The sequence below is a fragment of the Saccharothrix lopnurensis genome (assembly GCF_042658445.1).
GTDB lineage: Bacteria > Actinomycetota > Actinomycetes > Mycobacteriales > Pseudonocardiaceae > Actinosynnema > Actinosynnema lopnurensis.
The window spans coordinates 62,853-86,033 of the sequence record NZ_JBHSQO010000010.1 but is presented as its reverse complement, the minus strand read 5'-3'; the positions used below and the strand labels follow the sequence as shown (position 1 = coordinate 86,033).

Sequence of the window (23,181 nt, the reverse complement as noted above, 5' to 3'; positions counted from 1 at the left end):
AATGGCCACCGGTGGCTTCTCGTCGAAACGGCTGGTTCGGGTGCGAGAGCTGCTGGAGCACCGCGTCGAGTCCGGTTTCGTGCCCGGTGCGGTGGCCGTTCTCGCCCGCCGCGGCGAGGTGCGCGTCCAAGCGGTGGGCACCCTCGCCTTCGAGGGCCCGGGTTCGGGGACACCGATGGCGGCGGACACGATCTGCCGCACGGCCTCGATGACCAAGCCGATGGTCGCCGCGTGCGCCTTGACACTCGTCGAGGACCGCACCCTGCGCCTCGACGACCCGGTGGACGACCTCATCCCGGAACTGGCGGACATGACCGTGCTGGTCGATCCCCACGGGCCGCTGGACGACACCGTCGCGGCGCAACGCCCGATCACGCTGCGGGACCTGCTGACGTACACCTGCGGCATCGGCGTGCTCCCGACCAAGCCGGGGAAGGTCCCGATCGTCGACGCGGTGAACGCGCTCGACTACACGTCGCCGGACGCGTGGGTGCGCGGGCTGGGCAGGCTCCCGCTCGTCCACCAGCCGGGTGAGCGCTGGATGTACGACACCGCCTCCAACGTGACCGGCGTGCTCATCGCCAGGGCCACCGGCACGTCCTTCGGGGACGCCTTCCGCGAGCGGATCTGCGAGCCGCTCGGCATGGCGGACACCGCCTTCAGCGTGAGCGGCGAGGACATCGCCCGGGTGGCGACGGCGTACCACCGCGACGACGCCGCCACCGGCGAGCCGGTCGTGGAGGACGGCCCCGACGGGCGGTGGAGCCGACCGCCGTCGTTCGAGTCGGGTGGCGGCGGACTCGTCTCGACCGCCCAGGACTACTGCGCCTTCGCGTCGACCCTGCTGGCCGGCGGCTCCCACCGCGGCCGGCGGGTGCTCTCCCCACCGCTGGTCGCGCTGATGACCAGCGACCGCCTGACCCCGGAGCAGAGGGCGGTCTCCGGGTTCTGGCCGGGGTTCTTCAACGAGATGGGGTGGGGTTTCGGGATGTCGGTCCTGACCCGCCCCAGCCCGCTCGGCCCGTCGGCCGGCAGCTACGGGTGGTCCGGCTTCTACGGCACCGCCTGGTACAACGATCCCGCCGAGGACCTGACGGCGATCTTCTTCATGCAGCGGGGGCACACGGGCGACCAGAGGTTGCCGATGTGGCACGACCTCTGGACCGCCGCCTACCGGGCGATCGACGACTGACCGCCGACCCCCGACCCCGGTGCCGCCCCGGGCCGGGGACCGGTGGTCAACGCCCGGTGCCGGTGGTGAGGGGCGCCGGCCACGCGGCGGGGTCCGTCGGATCGGCCGGGGCGGTGGGGCACAGGACGTAGTGGCGCGGGGCGAGGGCGTTGAGGTGGTCGGGCAGCGCGGCCAGGCAACGGGCGTGGGCCTGTTCGGGTGTCCGCACGGCGTCGGTCGCGGTCAGGTGGGCGACCAGGTCGCGGCCGTCGACCGAGCGGAAGACGCGGGCCGTCGAAGGCGCCAGGGCCTCGTCCAGCAGCTGTTGCACCTCGGCGAGGTCGACCCAGCACGAGTCGACCAGCACCCAGTCGGGCGTGCGGGCGACGGGGTCCAGGCCGATGACCTCGCGGACGCGCGGGGCGTCGAGGTCACCCGCGGCCGCACCGACCAGCAGGCGCTCGACGGCCAGCAGCAACGACTCCATCTCGGCCCGGGGCACCAGCCCGGTGTCCGCGCTCCACAGGTCGAGCCGGACCCGGCCGTCCACCTCGTTCAGGCCGAACCGCAGCGGCGTCCCGTTGTGGGGCACCGGGCGCCACCGCAGCTCCGTCTGCCGCAGCGCGGCGGTGATCTCCTCCGGCCGGTGCTTGACGCCCGCGGTGACCCCGGACCACGACTCGGGCACGAGGCTGTTGAACAACGGGTCGTAGAGGAAGTGCGCACCCCGTTCGTGCTGGATCCGCTCGTCCGCCGCGCCGCGCTCGACGCCGTCGTACCTGGAGTGCCTGCTCGCCTCCAGCACCGCGGCCCACGTGTGCTTGACCAGCGCGTCGAAGCTCCGGTCACCGACCTCGACGGCGACGAGGTTGCCCTGCGCCAGGGAACCGACGAAGTCGACCAGGTGGCGGTCGAACCGGTTGCTCGACAGCGACGGGAACACCAGCTCGCGGTAGCCGGTGCGCCGCGCCAGCACCGCGCACGTCGCGGCGAGCACGACGGAGGACCGGCTGGACCGGGTGCGCGCCGCCACCTGCCGCACCGCCATCGCGGCGGCCGGGGACGACAGCTCCACCGCCAGCGACTCGCCGGACCGCGTGGCCCGGGGCAGCACGAGCAGGCAGCGGGGCTGCCGCCGCGCCAGCTCCCGGACGTGGTCGTTCGCCGCCCGGGTCCGGCGTCGCTCGGCGGGCGTCGCCTCCAGCTCGGCCTGGTCCAGCGGCTGGTGGCGGGGTCCGCCCACCTGTCGGCGGTCCGGGTGCGCGAGCATCTCGGCGAACTCGCGCTTGAGCACCTCGATGGAGCCGAAGTCGACGGCCAGGTGCGAGAACCCCGCGACGCAGGCGATGACCGCGCCGTGCTCGTCGGTGGCGACCGCCATCCGCAGCGTGGTGGCCGACGTGTCGCCCCGTTCCCCCAACCACGCGAGCAGCCGCCCGGCCACCGCCGGGCGGTCGCGGGGCCCCCACGGACCCTCGCCGAGGGCGCACACGTGGAGCGTGAACGCGACGGTCGCCGCGACCACCTGACGCGGGTCCCCGCCCCGGACGTAGGTGGTCCGCAGGGACTCGTGCCTGGCCACCAGCACGGCCGCCACCTCGGCCACGTCGGCCGCGGACCTCCCGTCGGGCACGGGCAGTTCGACGCGCAGGACCGCGGCCAGGTGGTCGTCGTCGGGCCCCAACCACTGGAGGGTGTTGAGCTGGCCGAGGGTGACGGGTCCCTCGGCCGCACGCGCTTCGGTGGAGCTGACCTGGATGGCGTCGACGGGCGTGAGCCGCACGCGCCGCCTGCGCCGGCCGGTGTCGGTCGAGGTGCTCATCCCGGTCAGCCGATCAACCCGCGCAGCGCGCCGGCCACGTCCCCGTCCGGCGGCGTGTGCTCGCGCGTCACCGCCGACGGCCAGTCCGCGAACGCCGGCCGGTCGTCCGAGGGGCCGGTGAAGACGTCGAGCGGACCCGGGTACGGCCGGGGTTCCCAGTCGCGGACGGCGTCTTCGTTCGCCTGCCACACGCGCGCCGAACGCTCGACGAATTCCGGGGTCGCGTCCGACGGCACGAGGTCGAGTTCCCTCCACCGGTCCAGGACCGCGACCAGGTCACCGGGCGGCTGGTCGAACCGGGGGCCGACGTCGAGCAGCTCGGCGTCGACCAGGGCCAGCAGCCGCACCTCGGCGTCGTCCCCGGTGAGCAGGGCGGCCATCTCGTGGGCGACCGCCGCGCCGGTCGAACAGCCGCCGAGCAGGTAGGGGCCGGTCGGCCGCGCCGCGCGGACGGCCTCGACGTAGGTGCGCGCCATGGCCCGCACCGAGGCGACCGGGTCGACGTCCGAGTAGAGCCCGGCCGCCTGGAGCCCGAACACGGTGAAGTCCTCGCCCAGCGCCTGGGCGAGCCCGGCGTATGGGCCGACCTGCCCGTTGGCCGGGTGGACCAGGAACAGCGGGGGAGCGGCCCCGTCGCCGCGCTGGACCAGGACCAGCGGGCCGGCCAGCCGCCCGTTGTGGTCGCGCAACAGGGCGGCGAGGCTCTCCACGGTGGGGTGCTCGGTCATCGTGTTGAGGGGCAGTCGCACGCCCAGTTCCTCGAGGACGGAGTTGACGACCCGGGCCGCGTCCAGGGAGTTGCCGCCCAGCTCGAAGAAGTTCTCCCGGATGCCGACGGCGAACCCGATGACCTCCTGCCACTGCCGTGCCAGCCACAGCTCCACCGGGTCGCGGGGGTGCCGGTAGCCGGTGTCGAGCACGTCGTCCACGGTCGGGTTCATGGTGTGGGCGCACCGCCTTCGTGATCGGCGGCGAGCCGCCAGCGCTGGATCTTCCCGGCCGCGGAGCGGGGGAGTCGGTCGACGAACGCGAAGTGCTTCGGGATCTTGAAGCCGGCCAGCCGCCGGCCGCAGTGCGCGGCGAGGTCGGCCTTGCGGACGCTCACCTCGGGGCGCAGCACCACCTGCACGCCGACCACCGACCCGAGGGTCCGGTGCGGCACGGCCAGCGCGACGGCGTCGACCACCGCGGGGTGGGCCAGCAACGCGGCCTCGACCTCGCTCGGGTCGACCTTCTCGCCGCCCACGTTGATCGTGCCGTGGTCGCGGGGTGCGAGGTAGAGGTAGCCGTCGCGGTCGAGCCTGCCGCGGTCGCCCACCGTGGCGAACCCGTCCGGGGTGGTGCGGACGACCTGGTCATTGACGTAGTCGGACCGGGCCACCCGCCGGGGGGTGCGCATGAACACGGTGCCGACCTCGCCGGGCGCGACCGGTGCGCCGTCGTCGTCCAGGACGCGGAGCTGGGTCAGGACCCCGCGCCCGACCGTGCCCGGCCGGGCCAGCCACTCGTCGCCGCGGGCCAGCGTCACGCCGATGCCCTCGGTCGCGCCGTACAGCTCGAAGACCCGCTCGGGGCCGAGCAGGTCGATCCACCCGCGCTTGGTGTCCGCGTCGCAGGCGGCCGCGGTGTGCAGGAGCGCGCGCAGGCTGTCGAAGGCCCCCGGGTCCGCGTCGGCGAGCGCCAGGATCTCGCGCATGTGCGTCGGCGTCAGCTGCACCCACTCGATGCGGTGCTGCCGCACCAGGTCGACGGTCCACCGCGCGGAGAAGAACGGTTGCAGCACGACGGTGTTCAGGTCCAGCAGCGCGTCCACGAACGCGGTGAACGGTGCCGCGTGGTACAGCGGACCGACGATGAGTTGCCGCTGGCCGGTTCGCCAACCGGTCTGCCGGATCACCAGCGACGGCGTCAGCGCGGGGTCGTAGCGCAGCGGCCCCGGTCGCGCGGAGACCTTCGGCACGCCCGAGCTCGCGCCGGTCGCCAGCAGGTAGGCCACGGCGCCGTTCCCGGCCGGTGGTCGCGTGGTCGACGGCAGCGTGGTCGACGGCAGCGTGGTCGACGGCAGCGCGGCCGACACGATCGCCGGCCCCGGCCGGTTCCCGACGTCCACCAGGTGCACGTGCCGGTACCGGCGGCCGAGCAGCCCGAGCAGGACGTCCCGCTCGGCCGCGGGTGTGGCCGGGTTCAGCGGGAAGACGGGCACCTCGGCCGCGAGCGCCGCCGCGAGGCCGGTCGCCGCGGCGAGGGTGTTGGCCGCCTCCACGACGACGCACGACGGCACGTCCGGGTCGAGCGCCGCCCGCAGCGCGGCCACCGCCTCCTCCACCGACCCGGCGAGTTCCCCCCACGTGAGGGTCTGCTCGGCCAGGTCGGCGTCGAACCCGATCAGGGCCGGCCGACCGGGTTCGGCGCGGGCGATGTCGGCGATCCGCCGGTGCACGGGGAGGACCACCGCTACCGCAGCATCTCGGCCAGCCGCCGGACGCTGGACGCGCTCATGAACTCGTACACGTCCAGCGACCGGTCGAACTCCGCTTCGAGCGCGGCGATGATGCCGAGCGCGGACAGCGAATCGCCGCCCAGCTCCAGGAAATCGTCGGTCACGCCGACCGGCCGCACGTCCATCAGCGCCGACCAGATCGCCGCCACCCGCCGCTCGACGTCGTCGCGCGGGTCCTCGAACGTGGTGCACCGGCCGTCCGCGACGGCCGCCGCCAACTGCCCGGCGTCCACCGCGCCGTCCGCCATCGGCAGCCGGTCCACGACGAGCACGCCGCCCAGCCCGCAGTCCTCGCCGAGCCGGTGCCGCACGTGGTTGCGCAGCACCGGCCCGCTCAGGTACTCGGTCAGCTCGACGGCGGCGATCGTGACGTCACGTCCCTCGTGGCGCACGACGGCGACCCCGGCCCGGCTCACACCGGGGTGCGCGGAGAGGACGTCGGCTATCTCGGCCACGTTCACCACGGGCGCTCTCCTATCAGCAGTTCGGCGACGAGGTCGTGCACCGCGGGCTCGCGCAGCAGGTCGGGGTGGTCGAAGTCCAGCGCGAGGCGCCGGGCGTCGTCCACGGGCGGCTCGTGCTCCCTGGAGGACAGGAACAGCGGCGTCCCGGAGCGCGTGTCGAACCGGCCCTGGGCGGCCAGGAGCAGGTACTCCACGTAGGCGGTGAACCCGCCGGTGAGCTGCTGCCGGAAGAACTGGTTGAGCGACAGCCGGGCGGCGACCTCGCCCATCAACGCGTCGTACCGGTCGACCAGGGCCGCGGCGATGCGGGGCAGGTCGTCCGGGTGCGCCTCGACCAGCTCGTCCGCCAGGGCCCGCGCGTCGTCCAGCTCCCCGGCGGTCAGGTGGTCCGCGGAGGTCTCGATGGTGGACGTGAACTGGTGGCCCAACGAGCCGGCGCCGGTCGCCGCGGCGTCGAAGAGGAGGGTCACCGGCGTGGGCGCGAACTCGGCGAGGGCGTCGGCGACGCAGGTGGCCAGCGACGACCCGGCGCAGTACCCCAGCACCGCGCGCACCGGGCGGCCGGTGGCCGTCGCGTCCGCCACCCAGCGGTCGACGCACGCGTCGAGCGGCCCCGAGCCCGGCTGGGCGAGGTGCAGGAAGCAGGCGTCCACGGGAACACCGGACGCCAGGTCCGCGAACCCCGCCGCGGCCCGTGCGCCGGGGAAGTCGAGGCACAGCACGAGGTCCGGTCCGCGGTCGGACAGCCGCCGCCAGTGCGTCAGTTCCACCGGCCGACCTCCCGGGTGTCCACGGCCGCCGCCAGCGCCCGGTAGTCGACCTTGCCGCCGGGCGTCCGGGGCAGGTGGTCGACGTGGCGGACCGCCACGTGCCGGCTCGGCACCCCCAGCACCTCGGCCAACCGCCGCCGCTGCCGCTCGTGCACGTCCGGGTCGCCCGCGCCGAACAGGTACACCACGTCGTCGTCGCAGACCACGGCGGACGGGTGGTCGGCCCGCTCGACCACGCGCTCCAGGTCGTCCAGGCTCGTGCGGACGCCGAGCACCTTGGCGATCCGCTTGGTGCGGCCGGTCAGGTACAGGTAGCCGTCGCGCAGGTACCCGAGGTCGCCCGTGTCCAGGACGTCCACCTCGGGACCCCGGCCGAGGTCGTCGCGACCGGTCGCGTAGCCGAGCATCACGCCCGGACCGCGGTAGTGCACGGCGCCCTCGCCGGGGGCGGCCCGGTCGTGAACTTCGGCGGGCGCGATGGTGATGACGCCGCCGGGCACCGCCGTCCCGACCGAGCCGAGGCGGTCCGGGAGGGCCGCCGGGTCGAGGCACGTGATCCGCGAGGTGGCCTCCGTCTGGCCGTACATGGGGAAGAACCGGCCCCGTCGCCGCTCCATCATGCGCACCAGCCGCATCGTCAGCTCGTCGCCGAGACGGGCGCCCGACTGGGTCATCGTGCGGATCTCGCTGCGTTCCAACAGGTCCGCGTGCGCCGGGCCGAACGCCGCGTAGGTCGTCGGCACCGCGGCGAACGAGGTGGCGCCCGCCCTGGTCGCGTGGTCCCACATCGCCAACGACAACGGCGACCGGTCGGTCAGCACGACACCCGCGCCCGCGCTCAGGTGGCTGTTCACCACCGAGAGGCCGTAGGCGTGGGTGATCGGCAACGTGGTCGGCGCGCGTTCCGCGGCGGTGACGCCCAACGCGCGGACGATGGCGGCGGCGTTGTCGGCCAACCCGTCGTACGACAGCCGCACCGCCTTGGGGCTCCCGGTCGTCCCGGAGGTCGAGAGCAGCAGCGCCAGGTCCGGGAAGATGTCGCCCGCCGGCCGCGCCGAACGCCCGCGGAAGACGTGCGGACCTCCCACGTCTGCTCCGGGCACGTGTTCCCCGGCCACGTCTTCCACGGGCGCGTAGCCGAGGTCGGCCAGGTCCGACCCGCCACCGGGGGCCGGGACCACGAACTCCGGTCGGTACGCCGCGAGCACCTCGGCCGAGGCGGGCAGGAACGCGACCGAGTGGCCGAGTCGCAGCGCGGCCAGGTAGGCCGTCAGCGTGGACAGGTCGCGGTCCCCGGCGCACAGCACCAACGCCTTGGTGTCGTGGCGCAGGGACCGCTCGACCTCGCGGACCAGTGCGGCCAACTCGCCGTAGGACAGCGCCCGCCCGCCGACGAGGTGGACGGCGGGGGACCGCGGCGACGCCTCTCCGTGCGTCACGAGATCCAGCATCGCCGAGGGCATGGCGCACATTCTGCGGCCGTTCCCGACCGCGGTCCATAGCCCGTATTCGGTACGGGCCCGCGCTTGACGGCCTCGACCCCGGTGAGGCAGATTCCCGTTGACCTCCCGGAGAGGGGAAGCACCGTCATGAATTCCGAGATCCGCCAGTTCCTTTTCGACTCGTTGACGGTCATGAAGTACAGCACCGCCGACATGGACGACGACACGGTGCTGGGCCCGGCGGGCGCCGACCTCGAATCGCTCGCCCTGGCCGAGCTCTCGCTGCGGGTGGAGGAACACTTCGGCGTCCGGTTCGACGAGGACGAGGCCGAGCGGTTCGCCGCCATGACGGTCGGGGAGTTCTGCGCCGAGGTGGCCCGACGCTCGCAGACCGCAACGGCGACGTGAGCACGAGCGTTGCCGTGACGGGGATCGGGCTGGTCAGCCCGGTCGGCACCGCGGTCGACGAGGTCTTCGCGGCGGTCTGCGCCGGTCGGTCCGGGGTCGTGCGCCCGCCGGCGGGCCACCCGCTGCACGGCGTGGTCGACGTGGCCGCGATCGGACCGTTCATCGACCCGGAAAGCGTTATACCGCCCAAGGAAGCGCGCGTGGTCGACCGCTCGGTCGTGATGGCCGCGCGGGCCGCGGACGACGCCCTGGCCGACGCCGGGATCGAGGTCGGCCGGGACGTCGACCCGTACCGCGTCGCGGTCGTGCTCTCCGGGGTCGGCGGGCTCGGGACGCTCGCGGACCAGGCGGTGGAGCGGTCCCGGCGCGGTCGCCTGGGCGTCAGCCCGTTCCTGCTGCCCGGTGTGCTGCCCAACATGGCGGCGGCCCGGGTCGCCATCAAGTTCGGCATCCGGGGGTACACGTCGTCGTCCGGCACGGCGTGCGCCGCCGGCGGGCAGTCCATCGGCGAGGCGATGCGCATCCTCCGGTCGGGCGAAGCGGACGTGGTGGTGTGCGGGTGCACCGAAGCGCCGCTGTTCCCGACCTTCGCCGACGCCTTCGGCAACGCGCTCGCCCTCGCCCGCGGCTGGTCCGACCCGACCACCGCGAGCCGCCCGTTCGACCGGCGCCGCAACGGTTTCGTGCTCGGCGAGGGCGCCGGTGTGCTGGTGCTGGAGCGGCTCGACTTCGCGCGGGCGCGCGGCGCGGCGGTCCACGCCGGCGTGCTCGGCTGGGGTGCGACGAGCGACGCGCACCACCCGACCACACCCCGGCCGGACGGCTCCAGCGCGGCGGAGAGCATGCGGATCGCACTTCGGGATGCCGGACTGTCGACCGGCGACATCGACTACCTCAACGCGCACGGCACCGGCACGAAGGCGGGCGACACCGCCGAGGCCGCGGCGATCCGGGGCGTGTACGGCGACGCCATGCCGCCGGTCAGCTCGACCAAGGGGGTGACCGGGCACATGCTCGGCGCGTCCGGTGTGGTCGAAGCGGCGGTCGGCATCGCGGCCATGCGCAAGGGGCTGCTCCCACCGACCCACAACCTGGACGATCCCGACCCGGCCTGCGACCTCAACCACGTCCGCGGCGAGGCGCTGCCCGCCGCGGTGGGCGCGGTCATGTCCAACTCGTTCGGCTTCGGCGGCCACAACGTGAGCGTGATCTTCGGGAGTGCCGGTGGATGAACCGATCGTCCACGACCGCGTCACCGTGCCGTTCTCCGGGCCCGGCGCGGGGACCGCGCCGCTGACCTGGGGTCAGAAGAGCATCCTCCAGGACATGCGCAACAGCGACTGGACCTACAACATCAGCGGTGCGCACCACCTGCCGGAGGGCCTCACCGTCGCCGACGTCGCCGAACGCCTGGGCCGGCTGATGGGCAAGCACCCCGCGCTGCGGACGCGGTTCGGCACCGACGACGAGGGGAAGCCGTGCCAGGTGGTGCACGGGTCCGGGGAGATCGACCTGGAGGTCATGACCTTCGCCGACCACCTCGACCGCGCCGCCGCCGTCGACCACGGCAACAAGCTGTGGCTCAAGTGGATGGCGGCCCCGCTGGCGGAGCACACCCCGTGGTCGCTGCGCATGGGCGTGATGCGGCACCGGGGCGAAGCCGTGTACGCGGTGCTCACCATCGGCCACCTGGTCGCCGACGGCGTGGGCGCGTTGCTGCTCATGACCGACCTCGGCCTGGGCGAGCTGGTCGGCCGCCCGGTGGACCCGGACGCGGTGCTGCTCGCCGACCTGGGCCGCCGGGAGTCGGCACCGGAGCTGCGGCGGGTCAGCGACCGGGCCATGCGCTACTGGGAGGGCCACCTCCGCGACCTGCCGCCGCTGACGTTCGGCGGGTCGGGCGCGCCGGACTACGAGGCGGGGCGGCGGTGCCGGAACGTGCGGTTCAGCTCGCGGGCCGCCTACCTGGCCGTGGTCGAGATCGCCCGGCGGACCCGCACGGACACCGGGCGGGTGCTGCTCGCGGTGATCGCCACCGCGATCGCCCGGACCACCGGCGTCGACCCGCTGACCCTGCACGTGGCAGCGGGCAACCGGTACCGACCCGGGTTGGCCGACGTCATCGGCACGGTGGTCCAGAACGCCGTGCTCACCCTCGACCTCGACGGCACGGTGGACGACGTGATCGCGCAGGCGCGCCGGGCCACGACCGCGGCCCTGATGAACTCCTACTACGACCCCGACCGGCTGGCGGAGCTGACCGCGCGCCTGGACGCCGAACGCGGCCACCCCGCCCGGATCACCTGCCGGGTCAACGACCGGCGGTTCAGCACCAGGACCCGTGCCGACGCGGTGGCGGACGCCGCGCCCCTCACCGAGGACGAGATCAGGTCCAGGCTGCCCGAGACGTACCTCAGGTGGAACAAGTTCGTCTACCGGTGGACCGACCAGCTGTTCGTCAACATCGAGGACCACCCGGACACCGTGTACCTCCAGGTGGTCGGCGACACCGAGATCTTCTCCGCCGAGCAGGTGGAGGCGATGCTGCGCGCGGTGGAGGAGGTGGCCGTCGAGGCCGCGTTCCACCCGGACGTGCCGACCGGCGCACGACCCCGACCGGCCGTCTCCGGTGGCGGACCGAGGTAGCCGGGGGCGGCACCGCGCGGCTCGCGGCCAGGGCGGGACCCGCTACGCCCCGGCCGACCGGTCTGGTCCGTCCACCGAGGACGGAGCGGCCGCGACCACGGCGAAGCAGAGGTAGCGCAGCTCCCGGTCGTAGTCGCCGACCAGCACCGCGCCCTCGCGCGCACCGGCCAGGTGCCACCACACCCCCGTCGTGGGCTGCCCGGCCGGCGCGCGGGTGTGGTCGGGGCGGTCCGGCCACACCGCGGCGAGCGAGTCGCTCAGCACGACCCGCGTGCCGGGCCGGCCGGCCGACAGCTCGGCCATCCCGAGGCGGGCCACCTCCGGCACGGCCCCCGGCTCCACGTCGGGGTACTGGCGGACCCCCGTCACCCCGGTGCCCGCCCCCTCCTCGTACAGCATGGCCACGCCCCGGTGCGCCAGCGGTGTCGCGGCGGCCGACCGGTAGGGCAGCGCGGCCTGCTCGACCACGACCAGCAGCGCCCGCCGCACGCCGTGGTCGCCGAGGACGCGCAGACCGGTGAACGGCGACGCGCTGCCCTGGTCGCAGATGGCGAACGACATCGGCGTGCCGGGGCAGACGTGGCTGAGGTAGGTCGCGGTCGCCCGGCCCGGCCACACGTCGTGGATCGAGAACGCCAGCACCAGCAGGTCGACCGGCTCGGTCGCGGGCACGACCTCCGCCACCAACGCCTTCGCCATCTCGCCGTAGGACTGGCCGGACAGGTCGGTGACGGGTCCTGCGCCGAAGGGCCGGACCAGGTCCGCGAGGTACTCGGTCACCTGCGCGCGGTGGTCGTCGTCGGCCAGGACGGCGGCGTCACCGGTGAAACCCCGGCGCCCGGCGCGGACCAGGCGCATCACCAGGGCCGGCTGTGACCGGCGATGAACGTGGCCAGCTGGCCGACGGTCAGCAGCTCGTCCGGGCGCATCCGCTCCACGTCGATCTGGACGCCGAGCTGCTCCTCCACCTCCAGCAGCAGCTCCAACCCCATCGACGAGCTGACCCCCAGCTCGTCGACCATGTGCATGTCCTCGGTGATCGGCTCCTCGCGCTCGACCAGCCGCTTGAGCACGGTCGTCATGGCCTGGACCACGCGGTCCCGCGATGCGTTGTCGACCTGGGCGTCGGGTGCGGTCATGTCGGCCTCCTGGGTGGGACGGGGTGTCAGTGCTGGAACACCATCGCGGAGAACGTCGCCCCGGCTCCGGCGCCGACGGTCGCGACGAGGTAGTGGTCGCCCTCGCGGAGCAGGTCGCGCTCCCGGGCGGTCCGGTAGTTGGCGAACGCGTCGGTGCAGAACAGGTGGCCGTTGTCGGGCACGTTCGACAGCAGCACGCGCCGCACCGGGAAGTCCATGAGCGAGCACAGGCGTTGCCAGGTCACGACGTTCACGTTGTGCGGCAGGACCAACCGGATGTCGTCCAGGACGAGCCCGGCCTCGGCGACCGCCCGGTTGATCACCTCGGCCAGCGACGGGCGGTACCGGCGCTGGAACTCGTCCTCCCGGTCGCCGAACTCGCCGTCGAACTCACCGCGTTGCGCGCACACGAAGGACAGCACCCGGTCGCGCCGCCCGTTGGCGCTCACCAGGCACGCGGACGCGCCCTCGCCGAAGAGGGACGTGCCCGGCAGCAGCCGCGCGTGACGGGTGAACGCCTTCTCTCCCGTCAGCACCAGCGCCAGCGCGTCCCCGTCCGGGTCGCCGGCGAGCAGCCGGCCGGCCAGCCCGACCGCCAGCAGCCCGCTCGCGCAACTCTGCTGCGTGACGGTGAAAGCCAGCGCGTGACCGAGCCCCAGCGCCCGGCAGACCTCGTGCAGCGGGTTGTGCGGGTACGGCACGACGACCGGCATCGCCCGGCCGTGGACCACGTACCGGACCCGGTGCTCCTGACCGCGCAGCTCGGTGAGCCCTTCGACGGCGGCGCGCAACAGCCCGGCAGGCGACCGGTCCGGGTCGAACCGGACCTGGTCGAGCCCGTGGAACCGCCGGAAGAGCCTGACCTGGATGCCGGTCAGGCCGAGCGGGTCGGCCAGGTCCTCGATGGGGACGCGAAAAGCCGGTGTGTACACCGACACCGCGTCGAGAGCGGTCACACTTCGGGATCCCACCACGTCGTTCCGGGGATCGTCAATGTGTGCCACGATGGTGCGGTGTCGCGGTTCCTGCTGGTCGTGCTGCCGCTGCAAGGTCACCTCTACCCCATGCTCGCGATCGGGCAGGAGCTCGCCCGCGCGGGTCACGAAGTCGTCTGGTGCGGTCCGGAGAACGTGCTGCGCCCACTGGTCGGTCCGGGTGCGACGGTGCACCCCACCGGCACCCGGGCCTACCGCCGCTACGACGAGACGGGCATGGCCGGCGTGCGGGCGATGTGGGACGGGTACCTGATCCCGTTCACCCGCTTCACCCTCGGCCCCGTCGACGAGGCGGTGCTGGAGCACCGGCCGGACGTCGTGGTCACCGAGCAGTACGCGCTGGCCGGCGCGTTGGTGGCGCACCGGCACGGCGTGCCGTGGGCGACCCTGTGCACCGGCACGCTGGAGCTGACCCCGCCGGCCGACCTCGTCGGGTTCGACGACTACCTGGCCGACAAGGTGGCGCAGGCGTTGGCGATGGCGGGCCTGTCCGGCGAGCCGATCGACCCCCGGTTCTCGCCGCACCTGGTGATCGCCCTGATGACGCCCGGACTCGTGGGCGACGCCGTGCTGCCGGACCGCTGCGTGCTCACCGGCGCGGCGCTGGGCGCCAGGCCGAACGCACCCGATTTCCCCTGGCACCTCTGGGACCCGGACCGCAGGCACGTGCTGGTCACGGTCGGCACGCTGGTCGGCCACATGGTCGGCGACTTCTACGACCGGGCCGCGGCGGTGCTCGCACCCATGGCGGACGAGGTGCAGGCGATCTTCGTGACCTCCGGCGTGGCCGCGGAGTCGTTCCCGGACAACGCCATCACCGCCGAGCTGGTGCCGATGCTCGACCTGATGCCGAAGCTGGACGCGGTGGTGTGCCACGCGGGGGGCGCGGTCAACGAGGCGCTCACCTTCGGGGTCCCGATGGTCGTCGCGCCGGTCCGGGCCGAGCAGGCGGCGCTGGCGCGGCAGGTCGCCCGGTCGGGCGCGGGCGTCGAGGTGTCGATCCTCGACGTCACGGTGGCCGAACTGGGCACCGCGGTGCGGGCGGTGCTCGACGAGCCGGACTACCGGCGCCACGCCCGTCGGATCGGGGCGGAGTTCGCCGCCGCCGGTGGCGCGTCGGCGGCTGCCGCGCACCTGGTCGGGTTGGCGTCCGGCACGTGAGCACGCGCGAGCGGGAGGGTGGTCCGGTGGACGGGTCCGCGGTGAAGGCGTTGCCGGCGGCCGAGGAGTTCGCGTGGGCGAGGCAGCGGCGGGCCGACATCCGCCGCGCGGGTGGCGTCCTCGACCTGGTGCTGCCGCTGAGGGAGGGCGGTGACGGCCCCGCGCTGTTCTGCGCGCCGCCGTTGATCGGTGCGAGCTGGTGCTACCTCGCGCTGCTGCCGCACCTCCCGCCCGAGCACCCGGTGTACGGCCTGCAACTGCGCGGGCTGCGCAGGCCCGAGCCGCTGCCGGTCGACATGGCCGAGCTGGCGCGGGACTTCGCCGACCAGATCAGGCTCACCCGGCCCCACGGCCCGTACCACTTGTTCGGGTGGTCGATCGGCGGCAACACGGCGCACGCGATCGCCGAGGAGCTGGAGCGGCGCGGCCACGAGGTCGGACTGCTCGTCATCGGCGACACGGTGCCCGGCCTGCCGAACAGCCTCAGCGTGGCCGACGACAACCTGTGGCTGGTGTGCGACTTCGTGCTCCGCGAGCTCGGCTACCAGCCGGTGGTCGAGCCGGACGACCCCGACCCGGTGCACCGGATGCTGGAGGTGGTCCGCGGCCGGCCGGGCTTGGGGCTGCACGAGTGGCCGGATCGCCAGCTGCTCGCCCTGCCGCACGTGATCAGGAACAACCTCGCGGTGGCGCAACGGCACCGCCCCGGTCGGGTCCGCTGCCCGGTGCTGTTCCTCTCGGCCACCGGGGACGAGCGGACCACCGGGGCGAAGGTGGCCTCCTGGGACGACTGCGTGAGCGGGCCGGTCGACGTCGTCGAAGTGGACTGTTCGCACGAGCACATGCTGCTGCCGGCGCCGGTCGCGCGGATCGGCGCCGCGATCGCGGCCCGGCTCGCCGGGAACCCGGAGTCGCCTGCCCCGGAGTCGCCTGCCCCGAAGTCGCCCGTGCCGACGGCGGACGCGTCCGAAAGCCCGATTGCCACAGGGGAATCGCGAACCTAGTCTCGGACCACACGTCCGCGCCCGCGGCCGCCAGGTCCACAAGACCGGCGGGCGGCGCCGCAGTCCGCGAAGCGCCGCACCCCGCCGCTGTCGATGCGGGAACCCGACTCGGTGATGTCCGTTCGGTAGTCCATTGTTCTCCGCAAACGGGAGGTCTGATGAGTCGGGCGAACCTGCGCACCGCGCTGGCGCGGGACATGCGGGTCGGCGCGGGCAACGTGCTGCCCATGCTGCTGGAGCACGGCGCCGACCTGGACGCCCCGCGGATGACCTTCGACGTCGAGGTGGACGGCACACCCGCGTGGACGCCGCTGTCGCTCCGCGACCTGACCGAACGGGTCGCGGCGCGCGCGGACTGGTTCGCCCGCAAGGGGATCGGCCGACGCGACCCCGTCGCCGTGTTCGTCACGTCGGCGGCCGACGTGTTCCTCAACTTCTTCGCGCTCAACCACCTCGGCGCGATCCCGGCGTTGATGAACGGGTCCATGCCGATCGAGGTGGCCGCGGAGTTCGTCCGCCGGCTGCGCGGCGTCGGCGTGCTGGTCGACGCCGACCACGCGGCGCTGCGGGACCACGAACTCGGCGTGCCGGTCCTGGGCGACGCCGCGGAGACCGGCACCGGCGACCCGACCCAGGCGCCCCCTCCCTACCGCCACCACGACGACGACCCCGTGGCGATCACGCACTCGTCGGGCACCACCCGGACGCCGACGCCGGTCGTGCACTCGCACCACAGCCTGTTCGCCGCGGTGCGGGCGGTGCGGCTCACCGAAGCCAGGCCGTACGGGCAGGTGCGCGAGCTGTCCGTGCTGCCCGCCGCGCACGCCGCCGGGATCATCGTGGTGAACCAGGCGCTGTGCAACGGCTACGAGCTGCTGTGCCTGTCCGGGCAGGGAGGGCCGTTCCGGCACAGCGGCGAGGTGGTCCTGGACGCCATCGAGCGGTGGCGGCCGACCGGGGTGTTCGGTTTCGCGGTGACCTGGGCGGAGCTGGCGCGGTTCGACCTGACCCGGCGCGACCTGAGCTCGGTGCGCAACTGGTCCAGCACCGGCGACTGCGCGCACGAGGCGCACATCCGCAAGCTCGTCGCGGTCGGTAGCCACCCCGTGTGGACGCCGGACGGCGTGGTCGACGTGCCGGGCTCGAAGTTCATCGACACGCTCGGCTCGACCGAGATGGGCCACAGCGCGTTCGCCATCAGCCACCGGCTCGACAGCGACCGCTACGACCGCTGCGTCGGCAAGCCCTACCCGTTCGCGGAGGTGGCGCTGCTGGACGTGGAGACGGGGGAGGAGGTGCCGGTGGGCCAGGTCGGTCAGTGCGGGCTCAGGTCACCGACGCTCGCGCCCGGCTACTGGAACGACTCGACCGCCACCTACCGCAACCGCCTCAACGGCTACTACCTGACCGGCGACCTGATGTACCGGGACGAGGAGGGCTACTACTACCACCTCGACCGGGCCGGCGACGCGGTCGACCTCGGCGACGGGAACCGGCTCTACACCGCGTTGACCGAGGAGCGCATCCTCGCCCGGTGCCCGGACGTCCGCGACTGCACGGTCCTCGCGACCGGGCGGGAGGACGGTCCGCCGATCACCGACGTGCTCCTGGTGCTGCACGAGGGCGCCGACCCCGCGCAGGACCGGGGTGAGGAGGTCCGCGCCGCGGTCGGTGAGGCGGTGGCGCGCACCGTCCGCCGGGTCGACGTCGTGCCCGACGCGCAGCTGACGGTCGGGCCGACCGGGAAGGTCCGCAAGTTCCTCATGCGGCAACGGGTCCTGGCGGACGCGCCCCACGGGAGGTAGTTCGTGCGGTACCCGCTGTCGTTCGCGCAGGCGCACGCGCTGTCCCTGCCCGAGCCGCTGTCCCACGCGACCTGGCTGGACGGTCCGGTCGACCCCGTCGCGCTGCAACGGGCCGTGGACGTCGTGGTCGCGCGGCACTCGACGCTCCGGACGGGCGTCACGGCCTCCGGCGAGCAGGTCGTCTCGGAGGCGGGTGGTGTGGTGGTCGAGCACGTCGTCCTGCCCGGCGACGTCGAGCGGGCCGAGTCGATCGCCGCGGCGCTGGCGGAACGGCCCTTCGACCTCTCCTCCGACCCCCTGCTGAGGGTCGCGGTGGTCGAGGTCGGCGCGGACCGGTGCCTGTTCGTGCTGGTGGCGCACCGGGTCGTCGCCGACGGCTCCGCACTGGCGGTGCTGCTCGCCGACCTGTCCACGGCGTACCGCGGAGGGCTGTCCGAGCTGCCGGGGTCGTGGATGGACTACGGGGACTACGCCGTGTGGCAACGCGAGCGGTTGGGCGGCGAGGAGCTGGCGCGTCAGCTGGAGCACTGGCGCGAGGTGCGCGACGTGCCCGCGCCGTCGCCGCTCCCGGCCGGGCACCCCGCCGCGCGGTCGACGGCGGTGGTGGACCCCGCCGCGGTCCGACGCCTGGTCGACGTGGCGGAGGGCGTCGGAGCCACCCTGCCCACGGCGTTCCTCGCCGCGTACGCCGTGGTGCTGTCCCGGTACGCCCGGCGGGCCGACCTCGTGATCGCGGTCCCGGTGAGCGGTCGCGTGCGGGTGGAGCTGGAGCCGATCGCGGGCCCGTTCGCCGACGCGGTCCCCGTCCTGGTCTCCCTGGCGGGTGAACCGTCGTTCGGCGACCTGCTCGTCCGGGTGCGGGACGCCACGGCGCACGCGCTGTCGCACGACGAGGTCCCGCTGACGAAGCTCGCCGAGGAACTGGGGGTCGACCTGTCCGCCGCGCCGCGGTTCACCCCCGGGCCGCCGGCCGCGCCGGCGCTGGACCTCCCCGGCGTCACCGTGCGGAGCCACGTCGTCCTGACGGGCGCCGCCGAAGCCGACCTCGACCTGCGCGGGGACGAGAGCGGCGCGCTGACCCTGGAGCACCGCGCCGACCCGGGGTTCGCCGGCTGGGTGCTGCGGTCGGTGGTGGCCGTGCTGGAGCACGCGGCCGCGGACACCGCGGTGGCGGAGCTGCCGGTGCCCACTCCCGACGGGGACTGGTCCGCGGTGACCGGGCCGCCGGCGAACGGCGTGGTCGGGCGCGCCACCGCGGAGCCGGAGCCCGAGGCGGACGGGGGCCCGGTGCCGTCGCGTGACCGGATCGAGGGGACCATGGCCCGGATCTGGGCCGAGCTCCTGCGCGCCACCGAGCCGATCGGCCCGCACGACAACCTGTTCGGCCTCGGCGGCGGGTCGTTGACCGCGGTCCGGTTCGCCGCCCGGATCGCCGACCTCTACGGCGTCGTCCTGCCCATGGACCGCATCATCGCCTCGCCCACGATCGCGGCCCTCGCCGAGGTCGTGTCGGCCGAACTCGCCCCCGACCCGCCCGACGACGCCGCCCGCGACGCCGCGCTGGCCGACCTCTCCGACGCCGAGCTGGACGACCTGCTGCGCGCGGTCGTGGCCGCTCGCGAGCGGCGTCGGAGAAGTCGAGGGGGACCTCCGGTGAGCACATCGCCGGTGAACGCGGAGAACATCGCCGAGCTGACCACCGGAACGTTGTTCGGCGCGCTGGAGGACCCGGCGCTCAACTCGATGAATTTCCTCAACGAGGTCGCGATCCACTACCCGGACGCGATACCGCTGGCGGCCGGCAGGCCGAGCGAGGAGTTCTTCGACCTGGAGGACGTGCACCGATATCTGCGCGAGTTCTGCCGGTATCTCGCCGAAGACCTCGGGCGCACCGGAGAACAGGTGCGGCGCACCGTATTGCAGTACGGCCGGACCAAGGGGATCATCCACGACCTGGTCGCGGAAAACCTGCGGCTCGACGAGGGCATCGCGATCGACCCGGGGTCGGTGGTGGTCACCGCGGGGTGCCAGGAGGCGATGTTCCTCGTGCTCCGCGCGCTGCGCGCCGACGAGCGGGACGTCCTGCTCGCGGTGTCGCCGACGTACGTCGGGCTGACCGGCGCGGCGCGGCTGGTCGACCTGCCCGTGCGCCCGGTGCGCACCGGCGGGCACGGGATCGACCTCGACGACCTGGTCTCCGTGATCCGGCGGGAGCGCGCCGCCGGCCGCCGGCCGCGCGCGTGCTACGTGGTGCCCGACTTCGCCAACCCGTCGGGGCTGAGCCTGGACGTGCCGACCCGGCGGCGGCTGCTGGAGGAGGCCCCCGCCGAGGACGTGCTGCTGATCGAGGACAACCCCTACGGGCTGTTCCACGGCGACTCGGGCCGGATGCCCACGCTCAAGGCCCTGGACGAGGGTCGGCGGGTCGTCTACCTGGGCTCGTTCGCCAAGTCCGTGCTGCCCGGCGCGCGGGTGGGCTACGCGGTCGCCGACCAGCGGGTGGTCGGCGCCGACGGCGTGGTGGGCCTGTTCGCGGACCAGCTGTCCAAGATCAAGAGCATGCTGACGGTGAACACGTCGCCGATCGCGCAGGCCGTCGTCGGCGGGAAGCTGCTGACGCACGGCTGCCGGCTCACCGGGGCGACCGCGCCGGAGCGGCGGCTCTACGACCGGAACCTGCGGCACCTCGTGGCCGGGCTGGCCGAGCGCTTCCCGGTCGGGACGGGCGTCACCTGGACCGTGCCGACCGGTGGGTTCTTCGTCGTGGTCACCGTCCCGTTCGTGGTCGACGACGCGCTCCTGGAACGCTCCGCCCGCGACTACGGCGTGTTGTGGACGCCAATGGGGCATTTCTACGGCGACGGTTCGGAAGTCCGCGCCCTGCGCCTTTCCTCCAGCGTTGTCCCGATCGACCGGATCGACCACGGCCTTGATCGGCTGGCCGCATTGATCAATGACCGGTCGGGTCGATCGGAGAACCCGGTGGTTCGTCACGGCCGATTGGCCGATGGTGCGTCGGCCGAACCCTGACGTACGATTCGGATCACTCGTTCCGCGGGTGAGCCGGAAGTTCGGCGCAACTTTTTCGAAATGACTTTCGGACCAGGCGGGAGAACTGATGGAAAAGGTTCTGGCGTCGGCCGGATCGGCATTCGCGGCAAGCCCGGAATGGGTCGACGAGATCCTGCTGCGCGGCGCGGACGACGACATCTGCCTCCACGTGGGCGGCCCGGTCGACCGGGCCGCGCTGCGCCGGCTGGTCGCGCAACGGCAGGCACGCCTGGCGGAGGCGGGACTGCGCGCGGGCGGGTCGCTCGCGCTGCGCCTGCCGCCCTCGGTCGCGTACGTGGCCAACCTGCTCGCCGGGTGGCGCATCGGCGCCCAGGTGAGCCTGCTCGACCACCGGCTCACCGCGTTCGAGGTCGACGCCGCGCTCGGCAGGCTCGCACCGCAGGTGCTGGTCGAGGCGGGACGGATCACGAGCAGCCCGCTGAGCCCGTTCGCGGACGTGGAGGAGACCGTCACGGCCCGCCCCGGCCGTCCGGCGGCGACCCCGCACGCGGTGATCCAGTTCAGCTCCGGCTCCACCGGCCCGTCCAAGGTGATCGGCCGCACGGCCGCCGACCTGGTCGCCGAGGTCGAGCGGTACACCCGGATCGACGGCGTGCCGCTGCCGGGTGAGCGGATCATCGTGCTGGCCTCGGTGGTGCACGTCCTGGGGCTGGTCGGCGCCCTGCTGTACGGCCTGCACGCGGGCGTGCAGATCAGACCGCCGGAACGGCTCACCGGTGACAGCGTGCTCGACGCGGTGGCGGCCGAACCCACCCCCGCGACCGTGCTGGGCGTGCCGTTCCACATCGGACTGCTCGCGTCCGTCGTGGACCCCCCGCGACTGCCGAACCTCAAGCGGATGACCACCGGCGGTGAGGCGGTGCCGGTCGCGACCGCCACCGCCTTCACCGACAGGTACGGCGTTCCGCTCGGCAACATGTGGGGGATGACCGAGGTCGGTGTGATCGCGACCGACCTGTTCGGCGCGCACCGGCCCGCGCTCGCGCCCGCGCCGGGCCTCGCGGTCGTCGAACGCGGCGGCGAGCTGTGGGTGAGCCGCCCCGAATCGCCGTACGTCGGTCCGTCCGACCCGGACCGCTGGGCGGACGGCTGGCTGCACACGAGGGACGCGGGCGCGGTCGACCCGGGCACCGGCCTCGTCACGGTCAAGGGACGCCTCGACTCGCAGGTGTCGGTCGGCGGCCTGAAGGTCGACCTGACCGAGGTGGAGGCCACGCTGGCCGGGCTGCCGGGCGTGGTGGCGGCCGTGGTGCTGCACGACGACGTCATCACGGCCTACGCGCAGCTCGACGCGCCGGCCACGGCGGCGTCCGTCCAGGCGGGTCTGACCGAACGGCTCGCCCCCTACAAGAGACCACGCCGGGTGCACGTGCTCGACGCGATGCCCCGCACCACGACGGGGAAGCTGGTGCGCGACCGCTCGGTGCTCCGCGCGGTCGCGACCGGGAACGGGGTGCCGGGGTGACCCGGGGCGGCGCACCCGACCGGGACGACGTCCTGGCGATGCTCGCGAGCCTCGACGGCAGACCGGCGCAGGACGTCCCCGAGCTGATCGAGTCGATGGAGCTGGCCTGGCTCGTGCACCAGGTGGAACAGCGCTACGGCGTGCGCATGGAACTCGACAGCGGCCAGTACGGCCGCATGACCACCGTCTCAGGAGCCGCTGACGTGCTCCGGGAAGTGATCCGGATGCCTGATGAACCTCTCCAGGATTGACCACATCGAGATGTACGTCGGCGACGCGAGGCAGGCGGCGTTCTACCTCTGCACCGCCTTCGGGTTCACGACCTGCGGTCAGGGCGGACCCGAGACCGGGCTGGAGGGCGCGCGCTCGTTGCTGCTGCGGCAGGGCGACATCCAGGTCGTCCTGACCACGGGCCTGGTCCCCGACCACCCCGCGACCGAGTACGTGCGCAGGCACGGCGACGGCGTGGCGGTCGTGGGGATCGGCGTGGACGACGTCGAGGCCGCCTACCGCGGCCTCACCGAGCGCGGCGCCGAGCCGGTGTCGCCGCCGCGCGAGTACGTGGCCGGGGGACCGGGCGGGCGGGTCGTCGTGGCCGAGGTCTCCGGCTTCTCCGACGTGACGCACCGGCTGGTCGAGCGGCACGGCTCACCGAGGGAGTTCCTGCCCGGCGCGATCGAGGTGACCGACCCCGAGCCGCACACCGACGACAAGCTGCTGCGCGCGATCGACCACCTGGCGATCTGCGTGCCCGCGGGTGGCCTCGCCGCGACCGTCCGGTACTACGTGGACGTGTTCGGGTTCACGCAGATCTTCGAGGAGTACGTGGAGGTCGGCGGCCAGGGCATGGACTCCAAGGTGGTGCAGAGCCCGTCCGGGCACGTCACCTTCACGTTGATCGAGCCGGACCCGGAGCGCCGGCCCGGTCAGATCGACGACTTCCTGACCTGGCACGCGGGCGCGGGCGTCCAGCACGTCGCGTTCGGCACCGACGACATCGTCAAGGCGGTGAGCACGCTCGGCGAGAGGGGTGTGCGGTTCCTCGGCACGCCGAGCGCCTACTACGACACGCTCGAAGAGCGGGTCGGCCACCTGGACGAGCCGGTGGACGAGCTGCGCCGGCTCGGCGTGCTGGTCGACCGGGACCACTGGGGCCGGCTGCTCCAGATCTTCACCGAGTCGATGCACGTGCGCCGGACGCTCTTCCTGGAGATCATCGAGCGGCGGGGCGCGTTGACCTTCGGCAGCGGGAACATCAAGGCGCTGTACGAGGCGAAGCGGGACGAGCTGTCCGGCACGACGGCCGGCTGAGGGGGA

20 protein-coding genes are annotated in these 23,181 nt (G+C 73.7%); 11 read left to right on the top strand and 9 right to left on the bottom strand.

The annotated features are described in order from the left end of the window. The first annotated feature begins 1 nt into the window (after nt 1). Nucleotides 2-1,192, top strand: coding sequence for a serine hydrolase domain-containing protein (locus tag ACFP3R_RS12400; protein WP_380635690.1), 1,191 nt, complete (start codon nt 2-4; stop codon nt 1,190-1,192). Between the two features lie 46 nt (nt 1,193-1,238). Here the strand turns inward: ACFP3R_RS12400 and ACFP3R_RS12395 are convergent, their stop codons facing one another. From ACFP3R_RS12395 to ACFP3R_RS12370, 6 genes are read right to left on the bottom strand one after another with little or no spacing between them, the layout of a single operon-like run. Next, entirely contained in the window at nt 1,239-2,993 is a 1,755-nt protein-coding gene (locus tag ACFP3R_RS12395; RefSeq protein WP_380635689.1) for a condensation domain-containing protein, read from the bottom strand. A 5-nt stretch (nt 2,994-2,998) separates the two neighbouring features. Continuing rightward, complete coding sequence (locus ACFP3R_RS12390; RefSeq protein WP_380635687.1) at nt 2,999-3,934, bottom strand: thioesterase domain-containing protein; 936 nt, start codon at nt 3,932-3,934, stop codon at nt 2,999-3,001. Further along, nucleotides 3,931-5,445, bottom strand: coding sequence for an AMP-binding protein (locus ACFP3R_RS12385; RefSeq protein WP_380635686.1), 1,515 nt, complete (start codon nt 5,443-5,445; stop codon nt 3,931-3,933). The genes ACFP3R_RS12390 and ACFP3R_RS12385 overlap by 4 nt, the downstream gene beginning before the upstream one ends. A gap of 2 nt (nt 5,446-5,447) precedes the next feature. After that, a complete protein-coding gene (locus ACFP3R_RS12380; RefSeq protein WP_380635684.1) occupies nt 5,448-5,957 on the bottom strand; it encodes a phosphopantetheine-binding protein in 510 nt (169 codons plus the stop codon). Next, a complete protein-coding gene (locus ACFP3R_RS12375; protein ID WP_380635683.1) occupies nt 5,951-6,727 on the bottom strand; it encodes a hypothetical protein in 777 nt (258 codons plus the stop codon). Before ACFP3R_RS12375 ends, ACFP3R_RS12380 begins: the two co-directional genes overlap by 7 nt. After that, nucleotides 6,718-8,166, bottom strand: coding sequence for an AMP-binding protein (locus ACFP3R_RS12370; protein ID WP_380635682.1), 1,449 nt, complete (start codon nt 8,164-8,166; stop codon nt 6,718-6,720). The genes ACFP3R_RS12375 and ACFP3R_RS12370 overlap by 10 nt, the downstream gene beginning before the upstream one ends. A 150-nt stretch (nt 8,167-8,316) precedes the next feature. On the opposite strand from ACFP3R_RS12370, the gene ACFP3R_RS12365 reads away from it, so the two are divergent. Genes ACFP3R_RS12365 through ACFP3R_RS12355 form a run of 3 tightly spaced genes read left to right on the top strand, consistent with a single transcriptional unit; the run spans nt 8,317 to nt 11,223 of the window. Further along, complete coding sequence (locus ACFP3R_RS12365; RefSeq protein ID WP_380635680.1) at nt 8,317-8,577, top strand: phosphopantetheine-binding protein; 261 nt, start codon at nt 8,317-8,319, stop codon at nt 8,575-8,577. Then, a complete protein-coding gene (locus ACFP3R_RS12360) occupies nt 8,574-9,809 on the top strand; it encodes a beta-ketoacyl-[acyl-carrier-protein] synthase family protein (protein WP_380635678.1) in 1,236 nt (411 codons plus the stop codon). Before ACFP3R_RS12365 ends, ACFP3R_RS12360 begins: the two co-directional genes overlap by 4 nt. Then, complete coding sequence (locus ACFP3R_RS12355; protein ID WP_380635677.1) at nt 9,802-11,223, top strand: condensation domain-containing protein; 1,422 nt, start codon at nt 9,802-9,804, stop codon at nt 11,221-11,223. Before ACFP3R_RS12360 ends, ACFP3R_RS12355 begins: the two co-directional genes overlap by 8 nt. A 42-nt stretch (nt 11,224-11,265) precedes the next feature. Here the strand turns inward: ACFP3R_RS12355 and ACFP3R_RS12350 are convergent, their stop codons facing one another. From ACFP3R_RS12350 to ACFP3R_RS12340, 3 genes are read right to left on the bottom strand one after another with little or no spacing between them, the layout of a single operon-like run. Beyond that, complete coding sequence (locus ACFP3R_RS12350) at nt 11,266-12,084, bottom strand: hypothetical protein (RefSeq protein ID WP_380635676.1); 819 nt, start codon at nt 12,082-12,084, stop codon at nt 11,266-11,268. Continuing rightward, nucleotides 12,081-12,362, bottom strand: a complete 282-nt coding sequence (locus tag ACFP3R_RS12345) for a phosphopantetheine-binding protein (protein ID WP_380635675.1) — start codon at nt 12,360-12,362, stop codon at nt 12,081-12,083. The genes ACFP3R_RS12350 and ACFP3R_RS12345 overlap by 4 nt, the downstream gene beginning before the upstream one ends. 26 nt (nt 12,363-12,388) lie before the next feature. Beyond that, a complete protein-coding gene (locus tag ACFP3R_RS12340) occupies nt 12,389-13,318 on the bottom strand; it encodes a 3-oxoacyl-[acyl-carrier-protein] synthase III C-terminal domain-containing protein (protein ID WP_380635673.1) in 930 nt (309 codons plus the stop codon). Between the two features lie 57 nt (nt 13,319-13,375). Here ACFP3R_RS12340 and ACFP3R_RS12335 point away from each other — a divergent pair, with 57 nt between their 5' ends. The 7 genes from ACFP3R_RS12335 (at nt 13,376) to hppD (ending at nt 23,175) form a co-directional block, all read left to right on the top strand. Further along, on the top strand, nt 13,376-14,518 hold the full coding sequence (locus ACFP3R_RS12335; RefSeq protein WP_380635671.1) for a glycosyltransferase: 1,143 nt from the start codon (nt 13,376-13,378) through the stop codon (nt 14,516-14,518). Then, nucleotides 14,515-15,522 carry a thioesterase domain-containing protein gene (locus ACFP3R_RS12330; RefSeq protein ID WP_380635669.1) on the top strand — a complete coding sequence of 336 codons (1,008 nt, stop codon included), beginning with the start codon at nt 14,515-14,517 and terminating at the stop codon, nt 15,520-15,522. The genes ACFP3R_RS12335 and ACFP3R_RS12330 overlap by 4 nt, the downstream gene beginning before the upstream one ends. A 158-nt stretch (nt 15,523-15,680) precedes the next feature. Then, nucleotides 15,681-17,327 carry a class I adenylate-forming enzyme family protein gene (locus ACFP3R_RS12325; RefSeq protein ID WP_380635668.1) on the top strand — a complete coding sequence of 549 codons (1,647 nt, stop codon included), beginning with the start codon at nt 15,681-15,683 and terminating at the stop codon, nt 17,325-17,327. 3 nt (nt 17,328-17,330) lie between these two features. Then, nucleotides 17,331-20,357, top strand: a complete 3,027-nt coding sequence (locus ACFP3R_RS12320) for an aminotransferase class I/II-fold pyridoxal phosphate-dependent enzyme (protein ID WP_380635666.1) — start codon at nt 17,331-17,333, stop codon at nt 20,355-20,357. 88 nt (nt 20,358-20,445) lie between these two features. Continuing rightward, the gene (locus ACFP3R_RS12315; protein ID WP_380635664.1) at nt 20,446-21,864 is read left to right on the top strand and encodes a class I adenylate-forming enzyme family protein; all 1,419 of its coding nucleotides are present in this window, start codon (nt 20,446-20,448) and stop codon (nt 21,862-21,864) included. Then, the gene (locus ACFP3R_RS12310; protein WP_380635663.1) at nt 21,861-22,115 is read left to right on the top strand and encodes a hypothetical protein; all 255 of its coding nucleotides are present in this window, start codon (nt 21,861-21,863) and stop codon (nt 22,113-22,115) included. The genes ACFP3R_RS12315 and ACFP3R_RS12310 overlap by 4 nt, the downstream gene beginning before the upstream one ends. Beyond that, nucleotides 22,096-23,175: a 4-hydroxyphenylpyruvate dioxygenase gene (gene hppD / locus ACFP3R_RS12305; RefSeq protein WP_380635661.1), complete on the top strand. Its 1,080-nt coding sequence runs from the start codon at nt 22,096-22,098 to the stop codon at nt 23,173-23,175. The genes ACFP3R_RS12310 and hppD overlap by 20 nt, the downstream gene beginning before the upstream one ends. Nucleotides 23,176-23,181: the final 6 nt, after the last annotated feature.